The sequence below is a fragment of the Bradyrhizobium neotropicale genome, assembly GCF_001641695.1.
In the GTDB taxonomy this organism is placed as follows: Bacteria; Pseudomonadota; Alphaproteobacteria; order Rhizobiales; family Xanthobacteraceae; genus Bradyrhizobium; species Bradyrhizobium neotropicale.
The window spans coordinates 1-20,310 of sequence record NZ_LSEF01000081.1 but is presented as its reverse complement, the minus strand read 5'-3'; the positions used below and the strand labels follow the sequence as shown (position 1 = coordinate 20,310).

The 20,310-nt window shown below is 59.6% G+C and carries 17 protein-coding genes and 3 pseudogenes; 9 read left to right on the top strand and 11 right to left on the bottom strand.

Annotation, left to right across the window (positions count from 1 at the left end; all coding sequences use genetic code 11):
- Positions 1–9: 9 nt before the first annotated feature.
- The 5 genes and pseudogenes from AXW67_RS26150 to tnpB all read right to left on the bottom strand — a co-directional run bounded on the left by AXW67_RS26150 (position 10) and on the right by tnpB (position 6,504).
- Positions 10–1,473: a type II and III secretion system protein family protein gene (locus AXW67_RS26150; RefSeq protein ID WP_063680224.1), complete on the bottom strand. Its 1,464-nt coding sequence runs from the start codon at positions 1,471–1,473 to the stop codon at positions 10–12.
- Positions 1,474–1,501: 28 nt separating this feature from the next.
- Positions 1,502–2,191, bottom strand: coding sequence for a response regulator transcription factor (locus AXW67_RS26145; protein ID WP_063680223.1), 690 nt, complete (start codon positions 2,189–2,191; stop codon positions 1,502–1,504).
- 24 nt (positions 2,192–2,215) lie between these two features.
- Complete coding sequence (locus AXW67_RS26140; RefSeq protein WP_063680222.1) at positions 2,216–2,527, bottom strand: type 1 periplasmic-binding domain-containing protein; 312 nt, start codon at positions 2,525–2,527, stop codon at positions 2,216–2,218.
- A gap of 1,795 nt (positions 2,528–4,322) precedes the next feature.
- A pseudogene (gene tnpC, locus AXW67_RS26135) lies at positions 4,323–5,914 on the bottom strand (IS66 family transposase).
- 74 nt (positions 5,915–5,988) lie between these two features.
- Positions 5,989–6,504, bottom strand: coding sequence for an IS66 family insertion sequence element accessory protein TnpB (tnpB, locus tag AXW67_RS26130; protein WP_145927877.1), 516 nt, complete (start codon positions 6,502–6,504; stop codon positions 5,989–5,991).
- Here tnpB and AXW67_RS26125 point away from each other — a divergent pair.
- The 6 genes from AXW67_RS26125 to AXW67_RS26100 all read left to right on the top strand — a co-directional run bounded on the left by AXW67_RS26125 (position 6,504) and on the right by AXW67_RS26100 (position 12,274).
- Positions 6,504–7,385: a site-specific integrase gene (locus tag AXW67_RS26125; protein WP_063680221.1), complete on the top strand. Its 882-nt coding sequence runs from the start codon at positions 6,504–6,506 to the stop codon at positions 7,383–7,385. The two genes, tnpB and AXW67_RS26125, sit on opposite strands and share 1 nt — an antisense overlap.
- A 10-nt stretch (positions 7,386–7,395) precedes the next feature.
- The gene (locus AXW67_RS40885; RefSeq protein ID WP_082908053.1) at positions 7,396–8,601 is read left to right on the top strand and encodes an IS91 family transposase; all 1,206 of its coding nucleotides are present in this window, start codon (positions 7,396–7,398) and stop codon (positions 8,599–8,601) included.
- Positions 8,601–8,834, top strand: a complete 234-nt coding sequence (locus AXW67_RS42190; protein WP_145927876.1) for a hypothetical protein — start codon at positions 8,601–8,603, stop codon at positions 8,832–8,834. Before AXW67_RS40885 ends, AXW67_RS42190 begins: the two co-directional genes overlap by 1 nt.
- Positions 8,835–9,114: 280 nt before the next feature.
- Complete coding sequence (locus tag AXW67_RS26110; protein ID WP_063680218.1) at positions 9,115–10,350, top strand: tyrosine-type recombinase/integrase; 1,236 nt, start codon at positions 9,115–9,117, stop codon at positions 10,348–10,350.
- The gene (locus AXW67_RS26105; RefSeq protein ID WP_063680217.1) at positions 10,350–11,264 is read left to right on the top strand and encodes a tyrosine-type recombinase/integrase; all 915 of its coding nucleotides are present in this window, start codon (positions 10,350–10,352) and stop codon (positions 11,262–11,264) included. Before AXW67_RS26110 ends, AXW67_RS26105 begins: the two co-directional genes overlap by 1 nt.
- A complete protein-coding gene (locus AXW67_RS26100; RefSeq protein WP_063680216.1) occupies positions 11,261–12,274 on the top strand; it encodes a tyrosine-type recombinase/integrase in 1,014 nt (337 codons plus the stop codon). The genes AXW67_RS26105 and AXW67_RS26100 overlap by 4 nt, the downstream gene beginning before the upstream one ends.
- A 123-nt stretch (positions 12,275–12,397) precedes the next feature.
- Here the strand turns inward: AXW67_RS26100 and AXW67_RS26095 are convergent, their stop codons facing one another.
- Together AXW67_RS26095 and AXW67_RS26090 are read right to left on the bottom strand one after the other, a co-directional pair.
- Positions 12,398–12,745 (bottom strand): transposase, encoded by a 348-nt coding sequence (locus AXW67_RS26095; RefSeq protein WP_063680215.1) that lies wholly within the window; start codon positions 12,743–12,745, stop codon positions 12,398–12,400.
- An 893-nt stretch (positions 12,746–13,638) separates the two neighbouring features.
- Complete coding sequence (locus AXW67_RS26090; RefSeq protein ID WP_063680214.1) at positions 13,639–14,409, bottom strand: hypothetical protein; 771 nt, start codon at positions 14,407–14,409, stop codon at positions 13,639–13,641.
- Positions 14,410–15,128: 719 nt separating this feature from the next.
- Between AXW67_RS26090 and AXW67_RS26085 the strand changes: the two genes are divergently transcribed.
- Entirely contained in the window at positions 15,129–15,944 is an 816-nt protein-coding gene (locus AXW67_RS26085) for a YopT-type cysteine protease domain-containing protein (RefSeq protein WP_347336761.1), read from the top strand.
- Positions 15,945–16,440: 496 nt separating this feature from the next.
- Here the strand turns inward: AXW67_RS26085 and AXW67_RS42185 are convergent, their stop codons facing one another.
- The 3 genes and pseudogenes from AXW67_RS42185 to AXW67_RS26080 form a co-directional block, all read right to left on the bottom strand.
- A complete protein-coding gene (locus AXW67_RS42185) occupies positions 16,441–16,653 on the bottom strand; it encodes a hypothetical protein (protein WP_136624282.1) in 213 nt (70 codons plus the stop codon).
- A gap of 298 nt (positions 16,654–16,951) precedes the next feature.
- Positions 16,952–17,458, bottom strand: a pseudogene (locus AXW67_RS45180) (DUF6946 family protein); the annotation flags it as partial.
- A gap of 21 nt (positions 17,459–17,479) precedes the next feature.
- Positions 17,480–18,496: pseudogene (locus AXW67_RS26080) on the bottom strand (IS630 family transposase); the annotation flags it as partial.
- On the opposite strand from AXW67_RS26080, the gene AXW67_RS26075 reads away from it, so the two are divergent.
- On the top strand, positions 18,464–18,796 hold the full coding sequence (locus AXW67_RS26075) for a LexA family protein (protein WP_347336760.1): 333 nt from the start codon (positions 18,464–18,466) through the stop codon (positions 18,794–18,796). The pseudogene AXW67_RS26080 and the gene AXW67_RS26075 sit on opposite strands and share 33 nt — an antisense overlap.
- Before the next feature lie 52 nt (positions 18,797–18,848).
- Here AXW67_RS26075 and AXW67_RS26070 read toward each other — a convergent pair whose 3' ends face one another.
- Positions 18,849–19,130: a LexA family protein gene (locus AXW67_RS26070; RefSeq protein WP_063675745.1), complete on the bottom strand. Its 282-nt coding sequence runs from the start codon at positions 19,128–19,130 to the stop codon at positions 18,849–18,851.
- Positions 19,131–19,168: 38 nt separating this feature from the next.
- On the opposite strand from AXW67_RS26070, the gene AXW67_RS26065 reads away from it, so the two are divergent.
- A complete protein-coding gene (locus tag AXW67_RS26065) occupies positions 19,169–20,299 on the top strand; it encodes an IS630 family transposase (RefSeq protein ID WP_063675747.1) in 1,131 nt (376 codons plus the stop codon).
- Positions 20,300–20,310: the final 11 nt, after the last annotated feature.

The following is a 20,310-nucleotide window of genomic DNA, read 5'->3' as shown; positions in this document are numbered from 1 at the left end:
CGGCGTTCCTCATTTGATGATAAATCCGGCACCCGTCGCGCCTGGCACGTCGGTGCGGGGAGCACCACGACCTCGCGGCGGACTTGCTAGCGTGTTCGTCAGAGTGCGCTCTACGTCTGAGGGCGGCCCGACGCGGTCAGTGGGGGCACTCATCTTGCTCAGGTTCGATGCCGGCCGCACGACATAAGGCGTGACGATGATAACGAGCTCCGTCTCCTCCTTTTGAAATGAGGACGAGCGAAACAGCGCGCCGAGGATCGGTACATCGCCGAGCCAAGGGAACCTAGCAATATCAGTGTTGAAGTTCCGTCTTATCAGTCCACCGATTGCAAAGCTTTGACCGCTGGCGAGCTCGACCACGGTGTTGGCACGGCGCGTGGAGAGAGCAGGCACGGACATGCCATTGATGCTGACCGCGCCCTGTGTCGATAATTCGCTCACCTCAGGCTTTACGCGGATGTTGATTTGATTGTTGCTTAGAACGGTCGGGATGAACTCCAGGCTGATGCCGAATTGGCGGAATTCTACCGACACTTGCCGGTTCTCCTGCAAGACCGGAATGGGAAATTCGCCGCCGGCCAAAAAGCTGGCGGATTCACCTGACATCGCGGTGAGATTCGGTTCAGCGAGTACGGAAGCAAGGTGCTCGTTGGCGAGCGCATCGAGAACCGCGCCGACGCCGATATTACCAGCGCCAAATCCGATTCCTACCTTACCGCCGCCGTTAGGCGTGTTGGAACTACAGCCACTGCCGCTGAGCAAGCCGACGCTGAAGGCGCCGTTTTGACCGAAAGCGCAAAGGTTGATGTCGAGCTTCTTCATCGCGCTTCGGGAGAGCTCCGCGACGCGCACGCTAAGATTGACCTGCAGCGACCCGGCCACCAGGATCTTATTGATGACCGTCGCGCCGGCACCGAGAAATTGCTGAGTTACTCTCATCGCGGTATCCACGACCTCGGCGTTGGGCGCTGTACCGCCAAGGATCGCGCCGGCCGGCGTGTAGCTGACCTTGATCGGATAGTCGCCGACCTGGGCCTTCAACATGGCACGCAGATCCTCGATTGGTTGCGCGACGACAACACGCAATTCGACGAGAGCCTCTCCGTTGTCATTCAAGGCGAACAGACTTGTCCGCCCGGATTTCTTGCCAAAGACGAAGATCGTTGTGTTCTTGGGCGCCTGATAGTCCGCGATCGTCGGGTCGGCAACAAAGATGCTCGCCGCCGGCCCGGGCAGATGAATTGTCTTGCCTAGCGAGGAGGAGAGGTTCAGCGTGCCGCTGACTTTGCCAGTAGCCGCATGCGGCGATCCCTGTCTATTGTCCGGCTCCGTCTGGGCTGCAGCAGCAGTTGGCGATAGAAGAATCACCGCGCATAGGAGATAGGAAAAACAACGAAGAACGATTGACCAGGGGGAGGTAACGGCGTTCGACTCTGGATCGTCGCCAGAACGACTATTAGGAACGACCTTCAAGGCAGGCTTTGCTTTCAAGTGCGATTGACTAGGCTGCCGATGCAGCGCCATTCAATTCAAGGATATATCCGATGCCCCGCGCAGTCTTGATCTTTAACGTTGCGCCGGATTGACTCAAATGTCCGCGCAAACGATAGATTCCAACTTCAAGCGCATTGGTCGAGACCTCGTCGTCGAACGCATAGAGGCTATCCTCCAGTGAGGCACGTGGCACGGTGCGGCCTGCGCGGCTGAGCAGATGCTCAAGAATGCACACCTCGCGGCGCGCGATCTTTAGCGGCCGACCACCAACGGAAACTTGGCGGCCGATCGGATCGAAATTGAGGTTGCCAAATGTAACGACGGGGGTGGTCATTTGCGTTGATCGCCGGAGAACGGCGCGCATCCGGGCGATGAGTTCATCGGTAGACACGGGTTTGGGCAGGAAGTCGTCCGCACCACCGTTGAAAATTGCGATCCGCCTGCCAAGATCGTTGAGGCTACTCATCATGATAGCCGGCATCGAATGTCCGTCGCGCCTCAATTGCTTCAGCCAATCTAAGCCGCTTCCATCCGGAAGCGCCAACTCGAGAAGGAGAATATCATAGCAAGCGCAGCCAAACGCGGCCGCCGCTTCATCCAAAGTAGCTGTCACATCAACTGCGAAACCACAATCCAAGAGCTGTCCTTGGACGGCGTGCGCAAAGTCCGCATGATGATCGACCAGTAGGATTCGCATTTCTCCGCCTCTTATCAAGTCACGCTAAGCCACAACGGTCATCACCGCCGAATATGAGCCGCGCCAATTGAACAGTCCCGTTTCCACATAGATGTCGGAAGCCGGGATCAGATCAGCACACAAGGGCGGGATAACGACCAACTTGATCCGATCCGGTGTTCGCCGATTGGCGCTTTCAATGGCCTGCTGTCGATCAAATACGTCCTTTCCGACGGCCGTTGCGACCTTTGTAGCGGTACGTAGATCGCGATCAGGGCAAGGAAGTCCTGGCCATGGCAGCTCATCGCGCATCTGTGCGCCAGTCGCGGCGACGCTTCCGATCGTCGGACCGGCCATGGCGATATCAATGTCTGCAGCAGGCGCAGTGGAAACCAAAGTACAAGACAGATGGCTGCACTCGCAGCTGACCGACAAGAGACATCGACATTAGGAGCTCTCGATGTTGGCCTTGAAGCCGCGGCTAACCCTGGTGTGGCATCGACGATCTGGTGCATCGCTCAGTCATGAAAAGATGCGAGTTTGCCGGCGCGGAGGAAGGTGATCGTACCCTTAGGTGGCCGATGATCGGTCGCTAACTCAAGCCGAAACAAACACTGCGCTGCGGCTACACGAAGGGAACCTCGATGGACGGTGAGCTACAAGTCGCACGCCGGCAAGCCCGACATAAAGTCATGTCGAGTACGCCCCGATGCTACGGCCCATCGCGGATATCGGACCATTGGCGGTCCGGTTCGGCAGCGGTGTCCTGGCGCATGTGGGTTGGGCTCCTTCGTCGCCGGCACGGCGAAACGATCGGATGTCGAACTTCGACTAAGATTCCCTTCTCGTCCGGCAAGGGTGACGCGAACACAGCGGGCCCTGATCTCGAACTGCTCATCCGTTTCCGCTTCCAAGGAACGGCGGTCGCGCTTTCTCCGGCCCAGAGAACAGGTCGATGACGGGGCTCCTGGAAGCACTGGACGAACTTCAGTTCAATGGAATCCAGCGGTGCGAGATTAAGAGCTTCAGATGTTCGCAATTCTGGTTCCCTGTCTGGAAGGCACCACTTCGTTTAGTATCCTACAATCTAGCGTTACGTGCGATTCAAGCCCCCTCGATGGCCCGTCGTATTGAATGTACAAAGGTTGAGAACAATCATCGCCATTTCTCAACGCTGCTTGCGCGAAACAGAGAGTGCATTAACGGGCGCTGAGTTACACGGTTCCGTTTCATCTATATAAGGTGATGAAACGCGACAGTACCATCACAGCCCTTCGTTCCAGGGTATCCTTTGAATTGCGGGGCGCGAGTTCTTCATCAAAAACCGCCCTTGAAGCGAGATCTCATTTGCCCGTTGGCTGGAAGGATGCTGTCGCCTATGCTCGATGTGCTACTCGTCGTATTTCGTCACCTCCGCTCTTCGCGTAGACGGCAAGTGCGTAGGTGGGCGCGTGTCGGCTCAATTGTGGATCATCTTGCACGGGCGAGCCACAAGAGCAATTTTGTATCAGAAGCAGAAGGGATCAAATTGCTTGTTCTCCAACGAAGTGGCTCTGGATGGAGAGGCGCGATCGCGCCGTTGCGCTATCCTTTCACGAGCTGCGTACTGCCTCTTACCGGAGCTCGCAAATCTCTCACTATCGACACATATCAGTGGAGACGTCTGAAATCTCCAGACTATCGAGCCCTTCGCAGTTGGTTGGATGTTACGACGTCACGGTCTAGCGTCCGCGCGCAAAAGGAAGGCGCTCTGATACTTTCGATGTCGCCACTGGAACGGATGCTTCGAGGCTGACACAGCGTGCCTAGTGCACCAAGAGTTCCAAAGATTAAAGGCTACGCATTCCTCTGCACCGGGGCTGGATGATGACCGGCATTAGTCGACCTGGGAAGTCGCACATTTCGGACGTTAGAGCCGACGGCACTGAGGGCGCGGAGGGCTCTGCCGCTGAATCAGGTCTTGGCCCCGGAGAAGGCCGTCGATCGTTCAGTTCTGTCCTGGAGCGAATGCGCTCTGAGCCTCAAGATTTAGAGTCGTCCTCTGCTCGCATAGCGCCCCACCCGGGTGATGGCTCGCGCGACACGCGAGCCTATCCCTCCGTCGGTATACATCGCCGCCTCGCGGCTGCCCTGTAAGGGCAAGCTGAGGCTGTCACACCGCGCGGTTCCATGGCATAAGCGCGTCGATTTCATTGCTCGGCCAACCGTTGGCGATACGCTGAAGTGTTAGGGCGAGCCAGGCGAACGGATCGAGGTTGTTCATTTTCGCTGTCTGCAGCAGTGTTGCGACGGTCGCCCAGGTTTGTCCGCCGCCGTCGCTGCCCGCGAAGAGGCTATTCTTTCTCGTAATTGTTTGTGGCCTGATGGCGCGTTCGACGATGTTGGAGTCGAGCTCGATGCGACCATCGGTCAGGAAGCGATCGAAGATGGCACGGCGCGAGACGGCATAGCGGATCGCCTCGGCCAGTTTTGATTTTCCGGAGATCCGTCGCAAGGTCTGCTGCCAGAGGTCGAAGAGATCTGCGACGATCGCCGCGGAGGCTTTCTGGCGCGCAGCAACGCGCGCGTCGGGGCTTTGACCCCGCACGGTTTTTTCGACCTGCCAGAGCCTTGCCATCTGCTCGACCGTCGTCGTTGCCACTCTCGAGCTGCCTGCAACATGCAGCTCGTGGAACTTGCGTCTGCTGTGTGACCAGCAGCCAGCCAATGTGATGCCATCATTGCCGCGGTCGGATCGCGCGAGCTTGTTATAGGCGGCATAGCCATCCACTTGCAGGATGCGCGATAACCATTGAGATGCCGGACCGCGCATTCGCCGGAGCGGCTGTCTTCGAAGCGATAAGCCACCATCGGGGGACCGCTGCGGCCAAATGTTCGGTCATCCCTGGCATAGGCCCATAAGTAGGCCGTCTTCGTTGATCCGGAGCCGGGAGCAAGCGTCGGCAGGGTGGTTTCGTCGGCAAAGACCCGTTCGGCCTTTTTGACCTCGCTGAAGACGTAGTCGGCCACGATCTCGAGCTCGAAGCCGAGCTTGCCCATCCATTGCGCCATCAACTGGCGGTCGAGTTCAACCTTGTCGCGGGCGTAGATCGCCTCCTGCCGGTAGAGCGGCTGGCCATCGGCATATTTGGCGACGGCGATCTGGGCCAGAAGCGCTTCCCTCGGAATGCCTCCTTCAATGATATGGGCCGGTGCCGGCGCCTGGATGACGCCGTCCGCGTTCTTGAAGGCATACTTGGGACGGCGCGTGACGATCACCCGGAACTTCGCCGGCACCACATCCAGACGCTCCGACACGTCCTCGCCGATCAGCACCTTCTGCTTACCGGCATGCTCAGCCAGCTCTTCCGGCTCAATGACAGTTTCGATCCGTTCCAGATGGGGCGCAAAGCCCTTGCGCCGACGCGGTGCACGCTTGCCGTCCGCTTGCTCACGGCCCTTGCTGACCTGGGCTTTGATCGCAGCGATGCCGGTCTCGATTTCCTCGAAGACCAAGGCCTGCTGTTCATCGTCGCCGTTCGCAGAGCCGAGCTTTTCCGATCGTCGGCCGAACCGGGCGCGGTCGAAGGCCTTCAGGATCTGCGTCAGCCGCTCGATGCGCGCATCGGCATCGGCGTTGCGCGCCTTGAGATCGGCGACCTCGCTCTCCAGAGCATCGGCGCGGGCCGCCTTCTCGGCCATGGCAAGCACCATGGCCTTCAGCGTCTCTACGTCATTCGGGAGGCTGAGATCGGGCGGCGTCATTGACCCGACTAGAGCACATTTTGCTCCGCGTCTCTTGCCCTTTCAGGCCGCTGATTCACTTCGCCGCAGTGCTTTTACCCAACAATCTCCGGCGGCTTGACCGCCACGGTCCGGACCCGCTTCCAGTCCATCCCATCCACCAGCGCCATCAACTGCGTAGGATTCATCTGCACCCGATGATGCCCGATCCGCGGCCAGCAGAACTTCGCCTTCTCAAGACGTTTTAAATAGAGGCACACCCCGGAGCCATCCCACCATACGATCTTTATTCTGTCGGCTCTTTTGGCCCGGAACACGTAGAGCGCACCGTCGAACGGATCTGAGCCGGCATCGCGCACAAGCGCAACAAGGCCATCGATACCCTTGCGGTTATGCGGTGCACCGCATAACCGGAATTGGACGAAGCCGCTCCGCGGCAGAACACTCGGCAAGAGCGGCCCATCGTCGGATGACGGAATGCGGCTGAAGCAACTGTAACTGCTTTGGCGTGCCATGGTGAGACGTAATTTGCAGCGATCATAGGCTTGGCTTCGAGCAAGATGGCGTTGCTGCCCTCGGCAGTTTTCGTCTTTTTGCCAAGGAGCCTTCAATGACCCCGCTTCGGTTACGCATGATAAACGACATGCAGATCCGCAACTTGTCACCGCATACGCAGGATTGCTATCTGCTGCAGGTTTCGCAGTTCGCCCGCCATTTTGCGAAGTCACCGGCTTTGCTTGGGCCGGAAGATGTCCGCGCCTACCAAGTCTATCTGACGAACGAGAAGAAGCTGGCGCCGAAGTCGATCCACGTGACCGTCTCAGCGCTCCGTTTCTTGTACCGTGTCACGCTCGGCTTCGAATGGGATTTCGACCTCATCATTCCGTGTCCAAAGGCGCCCAAGACACTCGCCGTCATCCTCAGCCCCGAAGAGGTGCTGCACTTCCTCGGCTGCGTGGAGAGCCTCAAGCATCAAGTGATCCTGACAACATGCTACGCCGCCGGTCTGCGCATTTCCGAAGCGGTACGCCTAAAGCCGGGGGCCATCGACCGACGGCGGATGGTGCTACGCGTCGATCAAGGCAAGGGGAAGAAGGACCGTTACGTCATGCTCTCGGCACGGTTGCTGGAGACACTGACCGACTATTGGCGCGCCGTCCGGCCGAGGACGTGGATGTTTCCCGGCGGTATCCCCAACGAGCCGATATCGACCAACGCGGTGCAGGACGCCTGCAGCAAGGCGCATCGGTTAGCCGGCCTTGCCAAGCCCGTGACGCCGCATTCGCTGCGGCATGCCTTCGCCGTTCATCTACTCGAAGCCGGCACCGATCTTCGCACCATCCAGCTCTTGCTTGGCCATCGCAGCCTGTCCACAACCGCGCAATACCTCCGGATAGCCACGAACAAAGTCTGCGCGGCGACCAGCCCGCTGGAGCTGCTGCCGCGCCCAATCCCTAAGGCACCACCACCGCCGCCGCCTGAACATTTCTGACGGCGGCCCCATGGGACGCTCAGGTCCGGAAGTGGCGGATATCTTCCGCCGCTATGGTGCTGCCTGGCGCGAGCAGCACTGGAGGTCTCTATCGACCGAACGACGTGCAGCAATGACGGCGATCGAGCGCTGCCGAACGGCCGCGCTCGGTGGCCATGTCGAGCAGTGCGATCACTGCGGAGAGCGGCGGATCTCTTACAATAGCTGCCGCTCGCGCAACTGCCCCAAGTGCCAATCGCTCGTGCGGGCAGAATGGATCGAGGCCCGACAAGCGGAGCTTCTCGATACGCAGTACTTTCACGTTGTTTTCACCATACCCGATCAAATCGCAGCGATCGCATTCCAGAATGCCGGCACCGTGTACGATATTATGTTCCGCACAGCTGCAGAGACTTTGCGGACTATCGCTGCCGACCCCAAGCACCTCGGTGCGGAGATCGGGTTCTTTTCTGTCCTTCATACTTGGGGCCAGAACCTCCTTCACCATCCCCACCTCCATTGCGTCGTTCCTGGAGGAGGACTGTCCCCGGATGGCAGCCGCTGGATCGCGTGCCGGCCCGGCTTCTTTCTTCCCGTGGCCGTGCTTTCCCGTCTGTTCCGGCGCCTATTTCTCAGCGCCTTGCAAAAGTCGTTCGATACCGGCGAGCTACAATTCTTCTCGTCGCTGGAACCGTTGCGTGATCCGGCTGCGTTTCAGCGTTATCTGAACGATGTCCGCAGAATCAATTGGGTCATCTACGCCAAGCCGCCATTTGGCAGCGCCGAACAGGTTGTGCACTATGTCGGCCGCTATACGCATCGGGTAGCGATCAGCAACAGCCGTGTCATCGATATCGAAGACGGCAAAGTACGCTTTAGATGGAAGGATTACCGCCACCGAAGCCAGCAGAAAGTAATGACGCTGGACGCTGGGGAGTTCATTCGGCGTTTCCTCATCCATGTCCTGCCCGAAGGCTTCAAACGTATTCGCCACTATGGTCTTCTGGGTAACCGCTACCGCAAGCAAAAGCTCGCTCGCTGCCGTGAACTGCTCGGAATGATATCCGCCGATGCTCGTTCGGAGCCGGAAGAGCCATCCGATTGCCCCGAGAAGGCTGAGCACTGCAATGCCGCTTCCTTGCGTCAATGTCCATCCTGTCATCAAGGCCACATGGTGTGCGTCGAGGTCTTGCAGCCAGGTTCGTTCAGTGCCGCTCGCTCACCGGACACTTCTTGATGCGAGATCTCGATCAACCCAAAACCGCCACCTTCCATTTCGCAATTCTTCCGGCCGCCGTGGCAGCCGATCGATGCCCTGTTGTCTTCTTCCGACGTCAAACCTCCGGCGCTTCGCATTTTTCGGCTACTTCGCTTCCAGATGTCGCTTCCACCCAGTACTTTCGTGATAATGTCCGCTTTGGACTTGTCTCCAGTCCAGATCACGACGTTTCACAAATGACGGCGCAGTGATTCAACACCCATAGCTGCAGCGGCGTGCCCGCGGCTTCGTCCAACACGTTTTTAGATTACCGGCGCCCCTCGCGAGTGATCGTGTTGGGTACCGAACCACGCGCCGCCAATCTAAAAACGCTCTCTATTATGCGGAGCGCACGATTATGCCAGGTCCGCGGATGACCGATTCGAGGCCCGCCCTGTTATCAACAGTTTAGTGCTCAGTGCCCGCTTCCTGGCTCCGCATAATTCGGAGCCTTCCTCGCTGTCTTCATGGCAACGAGAAGGAAGTCGGGGAATGGCCAAGTTGAACGAGGGTCGCTGCAACAAGCAGCGCTGCATGGATGCGGGTAATCTCGCTCCGCACGTGGCGGAGTTCACGCGCCAGTTATCGCAGTTGGGGCACACGGGCCTGACGGTGAGCGGCTATGACGCCGCAGCCCGTCACCTCGGGCAGTGGCTGCGGCTGGCCAGGGTCGCGGTCGCCGACATCGATGATGCTGTGATCGATCGGTTCGCTCGACATCGCTGTCGATGCCCCGGCATTCGCCGCGAGAAGGGCGTGTCCGAGAAGTACGTGAGGCGGGTGCGTCGGTTCGTCGAGTTCCTCGGTGAGCGCGGGATTGTCCGACGCACGGCAAAGGTCGCCGCACCAGCGTTCGACCGGCGGGTGGTCGAGTTCCAGGACTGGCTGCGGCAGCATCGCGGCATCACAGAGCTGACGATAGGTCGGCACGGCCGCATGGTCATGCGGCTCCTCCCGGCGCTCGGCGGTAGCCGGCGAAGCTGGACCGCTCAACTCATTCGCGACGTGATCCTTGCGGAGACAAAGCGGGCGTCGCTGGCCTACGTGAAGACCATGACGATGGCGCTCAGAGGATATCTGCGGTTCCTGGGCGCGCGGGGCCTATGCCGGGCTGGGCTCGAGCACGCCGTGCCGACGATTCCGCAATGGCGGCTGTCGGCGTTACCCAGCTACATCAGCGTGGCCGAGGTTGAGCGGTTGATCGCGACGTGTGACCTGACGACACCGGCCGGCGCTCGCGATCGAGCCGTCCTGCTTCTGCTGGCGCGTCTGGGCTTGCGGGCTGGCGACGTGGTTGCACTTCGTCTCGATACCATCGATTGGCAGCAGGCGACGATCACCGTTCGCGGCAAGGGCCGCAGAGAGACGAGGCTTCCGCTGCCTCAGGATGCGGGCGATGCTGTGCTCGCCTACCTGAAGGAGGGCCGGCCGTGCGCCGCCCGCGATGAGGTGTTCCTCATGGCGAATGCTCCGTTCCGACCGCTACGTGGATCGACCGTTTCGAACATCGTGTGCCGAGCGCTCGACAGAGGCGGCATTGCCGCCCCGACGAAGGGCGCCAACCTGCTCCGGCATTCGGCCGCGACTGCCATGCTGCGGGGCGGAGCGACGCTCGACATGGTTAGCACCGTGCTGCGCCACCGCTCGCTGGATATGACCGCGCATTACGCCAAGATCGATGTTTTGATGCTGCAGCAGGTTGCGCAGCCCTGGCCGGGAGACGCGTGATGCTGAGCCAAGATCTTGCACGATACGTGGACCAGCAGCGTTCGCTCGGGTTCAAGTTCCGCGTCCAGCACATCTTGTTGAGGGGCTTCGTCGCCTTCGCCGAGGAGAGCGGCGACCGGTTTATCAAGAGCGCTCGTGTCCTCACATGGGCCGCACTTGCGCCATCCCCGGAGCAGCGCCGCAACCGGTTGCTCACCGTGCGACGCTTCGCGCTGGCGATGCACGCCGAGAATCCGCGCCATCAGGTCTCGGCGGCGGATGCGCTTGGTCACGCCGTCGCCAAGCGGCGGTCGCCGTATATCTACAGTGTGGACGAGATCGCACGCTTGCTTCGCGCTGCCGCGGCACTCGAGCCGGCGGGCTCGATCAGACCAACCATGTACGGAACGCTGTTCGGCCTGCTCGCCGCGACCGGCATGCGGATCGCGGAAGCATTGGCACTGCAGCTCGACGACGTGACCACAGACGGGCTCGTCATCCGAGAGACCAAGTTCCAGAAGAGCCGGCTCTTGCCGCTGCACACGACGACACGGCAGGCCCTCGATGAATATCTGGTCGCCCGCCAGTCGCTCATCACCGCGGATCGTGCGCTGTTCGTATCGGTTGCCGGAAGAGCCTTGCCCTACAACACTGTGCGAATGATTTTCCTGCAGCTCCTCGATCGTGCCAATCTCAGGGGCGCAAACGCCGGGCGTGACCCGCGCATCCACGATCTGCGCCACACCTTCGCGGTCCGCTCGCTCGAGCAGTGCCGCCACGATCATACTGTGGTTGCTCGCCATATCGTGGCGCTCAGTACCTACCTCGGCCACGCGCACGTGACCGATACCTATTGGTATTTGCAGGCGACGCCAGTCCTGATGAGCCAGATCGCTGAGGCCGGTGAGGCATTGCTCATGGGAGGCGCCGCATGACCGCACTCGCTCCCTATCTGAGCAGCTACCTGCGCGAGCATCTACCCAAGGAGCGCAGGGCGAGCCAGCATACCTGTGAGGCCTATGCGCAGGGCTTCCAGCTCCTGCTCGGCTTCGCCGCCAGTCGCCTCAAGATCAAGCCGTCGAAGATCGAGATCGAACTGCTCGACGCTCCACTCATCCTGGCATTTCTGGAACATCTTGAGAAGAAGCGCGGCAACTCGGCACGAACCCGCAACGCCCGGCTCGCCGCAATCAACTCGTTCTTCCGATACCTTGAATACAGGGTACCGTCTTGCCTCGACCAGTCGCGTCGGATCCATGCGATCCCTATGAAGAAGACCGATCAGGCGCTCGTTGGCTATCTCACCCGTGACGAGCTGCAAGCGCTGCTGGACGCGCCCAACGCAAGCACCGTGTCCGGCATCCGCGACCGAGCGATGCTGCATCTGGCCTTCGCTGCAGGCATGCGTGTGTCGGAGCTGGTCGGTCTCCGGCTCAATCAAATCGACCGCCAGACCATGGCCAGCGTGCACATCATGGGCAAAGGCCGTCGCGAGCGTGTCTTGCCCCTCTGGAAGGAGACGGCCGCGGCTGTAAAGGCGTGGCTGAACGTGCGCCCTCCCAGCACCGCTCCTGAGCTGTTCCTCAATGCCCGGGCCCAGGCGATGACCCGCTCAGGCTTCGAATACATCCTGGCCAAGCATGTCGCCACGGCCTCAGTTGCCGCGACGTCGCTCGCCAACAAGGGCGTCAGTCCGCATGTGCTGCGGCATACCTGTGCCATGCATACCCTGCAGGCAACCCGCGACGTGCGGAAGGTATCGCTCTGGCTCGGACATGCCAGCCTGCAAAGCACCGAGGTCTACCTGCGCGCCGATCCGACCGAGAAGCTGGAAGCGCTCGCCGCGATGGCGCCGCCGATGCTGACGCCCGGCCGCTTCCGCGCACCCGACAAGCTCTTGGCCATGCTGAGCACGGCGGGGCGCAAGACAGATTATGCGGAGTGAGACCAACAAAATGTCCGCGGCCGGCACCCTCTTGTCGCCGCGGACTCGGCATAACCGTGCGCTCCGCATAATTGCGGAAGTCGACTGGATGGCTGGCCAAGAACACCTTCACACCAGAGGGGATCATGCCGAACGGACCGCCCGGATCACTCGCTGCAAGTGCGCCTCGTCGACATCTATGCCGGCGCGCACGACGACCTCGCCAATGGCAATCTCGATCACTGCGCCTGCCGCAGACGCCACCACACCCTCGCAACTCGAGTGCCGCGAGCGATAACGCCGCTCGGCCCGAGCGTCACGGCGCCAGGCGAACAGCTGCGACGGGTGAATGCCGATACGGCGGGCGATCGCCGATACGCTCGCGCCAGGCTCCAGCACCTCCGTCACAACTTGCGCCTTGAACTCCTCAGACCAGCGTCGACGAAGCTGCCGCGGCGCTCCCTCAAGACGGTCGGCGACCGCTTCGATCATATGGAAGGTTCTAGTTCCAGAACTAGGCGCAGACATAGAAGCTCACATCGGCTCACAAACTCAGCAGCCGATAGCCGATCGCTCACCCACTCCGCCAGACGGGGTCTCTTTGCCGCTTACGCTGCCTGCGCGGAAGTAGTGGGGGGCGGGGTGGTTTTCCCGCTCAGCCGGAGCGTGGAACATCAAGCCGAGAAGAAAGCTCGGCGCGTTCTGCTGGCGAAGCCGGGCCCGACGATCAGGCTGCCAGAGGCTGGCAAGCGATTCCACCGCACGGGCAATCAGTGTCCGACCTGGGTACCAGACAACGAAAGCGGCGCATCGACGATGTTGCCGCGCAGAGCGTCCACAGCTCAGGCTCCGAGCAGCCTTTTAAAGGTTATCGTCGACTAAGTCGGCAGGAAAGCTCGTTGCGTTCCGGTCGAGAACCCTGGCGCGGCCCCCCTCTAACACTGTATCTGATCCGCCGTGATGACGCGCCTCGCGTAAGCATGCCAACTCCGTAACGCATTCGGCCTTTCGTGCCTATGTGTTGCCGCGCCCAATGGGAATTGTCGACACAGCGAACACCAATATGGTTGTCGCGCAAGCCACGTGCGTTGGTGCGATCGCGTTAGTCCGGCCGTCGTTTAGAAGCGGGTCGTAAACAGCTGAACTCTGTAGCGCTCGATCTGTAGCGCTCAATCTGTCCACAGCCGCGGCCGGGGGATCGGCTGGGGCACTTCGCCGATGAGTTGGATCGGGCTCTCGTCGAAGCAGACCACCGGCCGCTTTGGATTGGACACTCCGGCCGGTGGCGACGGGCCCGGAAGGCCGCCAAAAATGGCGAGCGTCTATCCAACGCCCGCAGCCAAGTCACGCCAGGTTCAACGAGACAAAACCTCTGTATCGAGGCACTAGTTGATCCGAGGGCCTAAATTGAGCCGATTGAAATACCAAGAAGGATCGTCCCCGGACGAATCTGACCCGATATATTCTTCGCACGAACCTTCGTCGGTACCTTCAATCGGATCCTCGCTCTCCGCTTGGAGATACAGTCGAGGCTTGTCTGCCCGCTGCCATTCATCCTGGTCGTTTTTCGTCCACTTATCCGGATGCCGTCTAGGGTCAAGCACGAACTGGTTTTCACCTACGTCAACAAAGCCCATCTGCTGCAGACGGGGCTTCGCTTCATCGTTAGAAGGACGCGACATCAGCAAAGGCCGCTCGCCGTCGAGCCGAAGCTGATGTTCGAGCAGAATATCGCCCGCGTTCTCAACCAGCGGATGAGTAACTCGGAGAGCCACGACAGATGAGATGTTTTTTCGGTCCGGAAAGTGTTCCTGCTGCCACTCTTCGCCTTTGATGCGGAATCCTGGATCCGTCCTCAGAAGCCCGACACTCCTATCGCCCAACTGGTAGCTGAAATACTGCGAACCCGACTTGTCATTTTCCGTCGCGCCGACTCTAGCGACCATTGCGGTGCTGTCGGCTTTTGAGGACACGAAATCCGAGTACTCTTGTGGATTATCGGCTATGTGCTTGACATCGACACCATAGAAGTTCCTCAGCTCTTGCCTGAACGTATCGCTGTCAATCTCGTAGATAGGAGGCTCGGAGGTGAGGGAATACGGCCGCCTCGCCGACGATGAACCCGACGCGGCGCCTGCAAGCGATTCCCTGAACATCTGGGTATCTGGTGCCTGCCCTGATTCTTCGGCTTGGCCCCCGCTTGTAGATGGGCTGAACGATCCAGTGATTCTGCTATACACGCGCTTTTCTCTCCTATCGTCAAAGTTTGCGTCTGGTTCATTTCGGTAGACTCAACGCTTGCCGGTAATTAGGTGAGAGAGCTGACAACCAGCTGACGCACAGAATGGTTCGTGGCTGCAAGCGCTGACACGTATTCGCGCTCGTCAAGTGGACCGGACCATGTCGGGACCCACTTGTTTTGCCCAGGTCTACGCTTGTTCGGATTGCGACTGAGCTGCCGCCTGAAGAAGGAAGTAGATGTTGGGTCGGGCTGACAACGTCGTGGTAGAGCACTTGCTTCACATTATTATTCACTCGCTGAAGAGTCGTATCGCACCGACTGAGGAACAGCTCGTGCAGCATTTTGAGTATAGCGGCCATGATTCTCCCGGATTCGCAGACGAATTCGTCGAGACTGGCTCAGTGGTCTCCGATCGACGGCCATCTTGCTTCATCCGCACCGCTCATCACGCTTCTCTTTGGCCTCGGAGCCTGAAAAGCGATGCTCTTCCTCCGCCCAGCTTGTCGGATGGCCCGAGCATGACGATGACCTTCCTTTTCTTAAGCTAGGTAACAGCTGCCCGTCAGCTCTTCGTCAGCTTGTCTGACTATGATTCGCAACCGGACCTAAGCAGCTCGAACTCTCGGCGAAGAGATGCGCCGAAGGAAGATGCGAATCGCCATGTATAATCGAATCAGTGACTCATCCGCACGCGTTAGCCAGGCTCACGAACCGAGTCAGTCCGTGGACAGCGGCAGCTTTACGGAAACACTTGCGGCTCTCGCGCTACAGACGAGCCCACCACCAGGTGAACTGCCCGACAAAATGGGGTGCTGCGTCAGCACGCCACAGGCCTACGATCCAAACAACCCCAGTACATCCTCTCCAGCGCGGCCGAGTACCTCCCTTTTCGAATACAGGACGGCCGAATTGACTGAGGCGAACGTAGGCGGAATCTGCGTTGGGCTAACTGCCGAGTGGCTCGGAAATCTCACGAGCAGTCCCTCAACCCGAATGAATGCGCTAACACCTGGATCGGACATGCACGACTCAGCGGCTGTGCGGCAGCAGCGGTATCAGAGCCTCAAACGTCAGTTGCTAAGCGAGGGAGTAGAAGCATCTCAGGCCGATTTCGAGGCACAAAACACCGTATTGCGCGAAGCAGGTTTGGCGCCAACCGGAAAAGAGAAGGCATACAGCTTCGGTGAGCCTTCGAGCATGTCGCGCATGCTGAAGAAAATAACCGACGACGGATCGAAGTATTTGCTCAGTTTGTATTTCGCCGAACGTACCTCACACACAATTGCAACGTCGGCGTTGGATGGAAGGACCACGCTCTTCGAGCCCAACTATGGAGAATTTACTGTTCGATCAGAGCAGATGTCCGGCTTGTTTGAAAGCCTCTCCAATCGTTATAGGAACCCCAACGGGCAGCATTTGTCGAGAATCACCACTCAAAAGATGCAGTGAGTCGGCACTGCAGTCGCCGTGATTAGCGCCTTTTGCGAAGGCGAGGATGCGTCCTCGCCACGACACTATTATCAAGCAAGAGGCAAGCATGTTCTCCAAAATACCAGACTTCAATCATTTCTCCTGGGAGTCGGACTGCGAGGCTCCGCCCGAGGCGGCTAAAGCGGCAAAGTCGTACCGGAATCGAATTCTGAAATCCTCACTACGACGCGCCCACAAATATTCGGCTCTCAGCGTTCGATCACTAACTGACCAATCTCTCTCATCTCACCAACGCAATATCCATCTCGCTGCATCGCCCCCCGAGACTCTAACCGCCGCTGGATGAAAACTCAGTGGCAGGTCAAGGGCATCAATTCTCTTGCGGTAGATTCTCGATGGCTCGACGGAGCATGATTTCGATGCACCGAGCGCAGATGAGTTCGACGTTTCCAGCTGGTGGCGCAAGAACGCTCAGGTTGCGTTTCGTTGGCATCGATATGGCCTAATGTTCTCTTCAGCCGATCAACGATCGATTTTCAGCCTCAACTTGCTCGTCGTACATAGCTTGGCAGCAGGAGGGCATCTGATGGTTGAGCCCTGGATAACCACCTAGCTGTCGATGGAGTGTGCCTGAATTCAATTCGATTGAGGGCGCTCCCCGCAGTTCGGCCTCGCGCAAGAGCCTCTGGAGTTCCTTGCGAAACTGAAACTGCTCTTTCGTTGCCAAGGCGACTCTCCTAACGCAGCAGATCGTATCGAAGGTTGGAGTCTCCATCATTTCTCGTCTGCTGCTCACTATGCGACTGGGAGGCTGGTTAGATCGTCCTACCAATCTGAGCTACGTGATAGCTGTCAAATTCAAACAGCCTAGAATCCTGCAAAGCATGCCGAGCCAAGGGGCCCGTTGCGGTGTCGCCCTTACGCAACTGCTTGGATTTCGCAGAACTTTTCAGTCGGAGTGATTTGAATTTCTACCAAGAAGAACGGAAATTCGACCAGATTGCCTAGACGCGCGCAAAGTAGCTCTAAGCCTCGCCGATAGTAGTCGAGCGTTGCCGAGGTGGAACCGATTGACGGTGTGAACTTGAAATGGGCGAGTTGAGGACGCTTTCCGCAGGTGCGCGCGGCCTCGTAGGCCGACGCAGCCCGATGCAGCATTTGATACTCGCAATCGACAACATTCTCGGGAGCGATTGTGCCATTGGCGTCAGTAGTCCGATCCAGCCAGACAGTACCTTCCCTCGATTGCTTTCCTCAGCTGATTGTTTTTTAGGAGTGGACCTCTTGAGCCAGGCAGCAACGGTCTCGTAGGATGGCTCGGTCCATTTTGCTTCGACCGCAAGGCAATGTGAGGCAGAGAAGACCATGATGTCGGTGTGAGAAGGCTTGCCTCTACCGATCGGAGGTCTGACGGTAAATTCAAAATGCCAATTCGTCGGGCTCGCGACATGGCACTCCTCCAAGATGTCGCGAAGGGTTTCCTGCCCATGCTTCACGAGCAAGAGCAAGGGAATGGTTGACCGGCTGGGCGAGTTGAACTCTTTGGAAACGGTCTCCCAGGCGGCGATTTCGCGGCGCAGTCGCTTGGGGTCGTCGATCCTGCGATCGAGGCACTGTCCCTGTAAGACGCCGATCTCGATCTCGACCATGTTGAGCCAGCTTGCGTGCTTGGGGGTGTAGTGGAACTCAAGCCGGCGCAAAATCCGTCTGGCTTCGGCAGGCGGGAACGCCTGATAGAGGGCGCCGGCAGAATGGGTCGATAGATTGTCCTGGACGACCCGGATGGTCTCGGCGTCGGGATAATGGACGTCGACGAGTTCGCGCATGCATTGGGCGTAGTCTTCTGCCGCACGCCGCTCGGTGACTTTGACCTTGCGCCAGGGGCGATGCACATCGAGCAGGACGAAGAGGTTGACGGTGCCATTGCGACGATACTCGTAATCGTAGCGTTCGAGCCGGCCGGGCTCGGCGGGGATTGGCTGACGCGCCTCGCCGATGAGCTGCACCGGGCTTTCATCGAAGCACACCACCGGGTGCTCGGGGTCGGGCGCCTCGGCGTAAAGGTCGAGCACGTCTTCCATGCGGGCGACGTATTCGCCGTCGACCAGCGGAATACACCACATGTCTTTGCGCCAGGGTTTGAGACCATTTTCGGCCAGACGCCGCCGAACCGTCTCGCGAGACAGGCTCTTGTGCTCGGTGAGCTTGACCATCGCACCTGCCAGCAGCTTGAGCGTCCAGCGGGCGCGGCCCTTGGGCGGACCGGCACAGGCGGTCGCCACCAGTAGAGCTTCTTCCTTGCCCGTGAGTTTGCGCTCCGCGCCGGGACGCGGCTCTTCGCTCAGCGCCCGCTCCAGATTGCCCTCCATGAAGCGTCGCTTGGTCCGGTACACGGTCGAGCCGCCCACACCAACGCTCCTGGCGAACTCCTCGTCGCTGGCCCCGGCATCGGCAGCCAGCAAAACCTGGGCCCGCTTGAGCTTGCGGGACGCATGCTTGCCGCCGCCCAGCAGCGTCTTGAGCTCGGTGCGCTCGACTTGGCTCAGTTCGACCCGATAGCGTACATTCATGCCGGCCTCCTTGATCGAGGCGAGCACGAACAACTGAATCGGATGGCCGGCGTGAATCCTTCGGCAAAAACCTTCACGCCCAAACAGGGGCAGTACCTTGCCTTCATCCACCTCTATACGCGGCTGCACCGCAGGCCCCCGGCGGAAACCGACATGCAGGAATATTTTCGCGTCAGCCCGCCCTCGGTTCACCAAATGGTGCTGACGCTGGAACGCGCCGGCCTCATCAGAAGACAGCCAAGGACGCCTCGCAGCATTGAGGTTCTCGTCGATCCCATAAACCTGCCGGAGCTAGTCTGACCGCCCCAGATCCAACCGGTCAAAATCACTGTGCAGAGCCACTAGTGGTTCATCACAGTGATTTTGACGTTTTGATACCGAGCCATCCGAGGATAGGCAACTTTTCGGGTGGCAAGAGGATCTCGATGCTTCGAGCGACGCCGGGCTGGCGACGAATGAACCCGTTGCGTTCGAGGGTGAGGATCATCTGGTGGACTGACGGCGGGCTGACGCGGAAATGCCGCTGGATGTCGGCCTCGGCGGGCGGCTGTCCGAACATGTACGAGTAGGTATGGATGAAAGCGAGATAGTGTCCCTGCTTCTCGGTGAAGTGCGCGCCTGATTTTTGACTCATAGCTGGATTCGTCCCGGCCTCCGACAAGGAGGCGAAGCATGAATGTACGTTATCGGGTCGAATTGAGCCAAGCCGAGCGGGACGAACTGACGGCAATGCTCGGCGGCGGCACGCATTCCGCCCGCAAACTCAAACGGGCTCAGATTGTGCTGGCGGCCGATTCAGGCAGCTGCGACGCGGAGATTGCCCGAACCGTCCGGGTCAGCCTTTCCACCGTCGGCCGGACCAAACGCCGTTTCGTAGAAGGCAATCTGGAGCGGGCCTTGAGTGAGGAGCCGCGTCCGGGCGCGGAACGCAAGCTGACAGGCAAGGAAGAGGCCCTGCTGGTGGCGACGGCATGCGCCAAGCCGCCCGCCGGCCGCAAACGCTGGACGCTGACATTGCTGGCCGACGCGATGGTCAAGCTCACCGATCACGCCAGCCTGTCGGGCGAGACCGTGCGCCGCCGGCTGGCCGACAACGACCTCAAGCCGTGGCGCCGGGATATGTGGTGCATTCCTCATGTCGACGGCGAATACGTCGCCCGGATGGAGGATGTGCTCGATCTCTACGCCGAGGCGCCGGATCCCGAGCGGCCCCTGGTTTGCTTCGACGAGACCCCAGTCCAGCTGATCGGCGAGGTACGCCAGCCGATCCCTGCCCAACCGGGACAGCGCGAGCGCTACGATTACGAATATCGCCGCAACGGTACCGTCAATCTCTTCGTCACCTTCGATCCGCATCGCGGCTGGCGCAATGTCAAGGTTACAGACCACCGCGCCGCGGTCGACTACGCGCACTGCATGCGCGAACTCGTCGACGTCCACTATCCCAATGCCGCCTGCATCCGTGTGGTGCAGGACAATCTGTCGATTCATACGGCCGGCGCGCTATATCAGGCATTTGCGCCTGCCGAGGCCCGTCGCATCCTGCGCCGCCTCGAGTTCCACTACACCCCGAAACACGCCAGCTGGCTCAATATGGTCGAGTGCGAGATCAGCGTGCTGCAGCGCCAGTGTCTCGGCCGTCGCATCGACGATCCCAAAAGGCTTCGAAAAGAAATCGCAGCATGGCAACGGCAGCGAAACAAGGCGCGAGACCGCATCAAATGGATGTTCACAACCGACAAAGCCCGCGCCAAACTCGGTCGCGCCTATCCAGTTGCCGCCAAAGAGTCAAAACCACTGTGATGAACCACTAG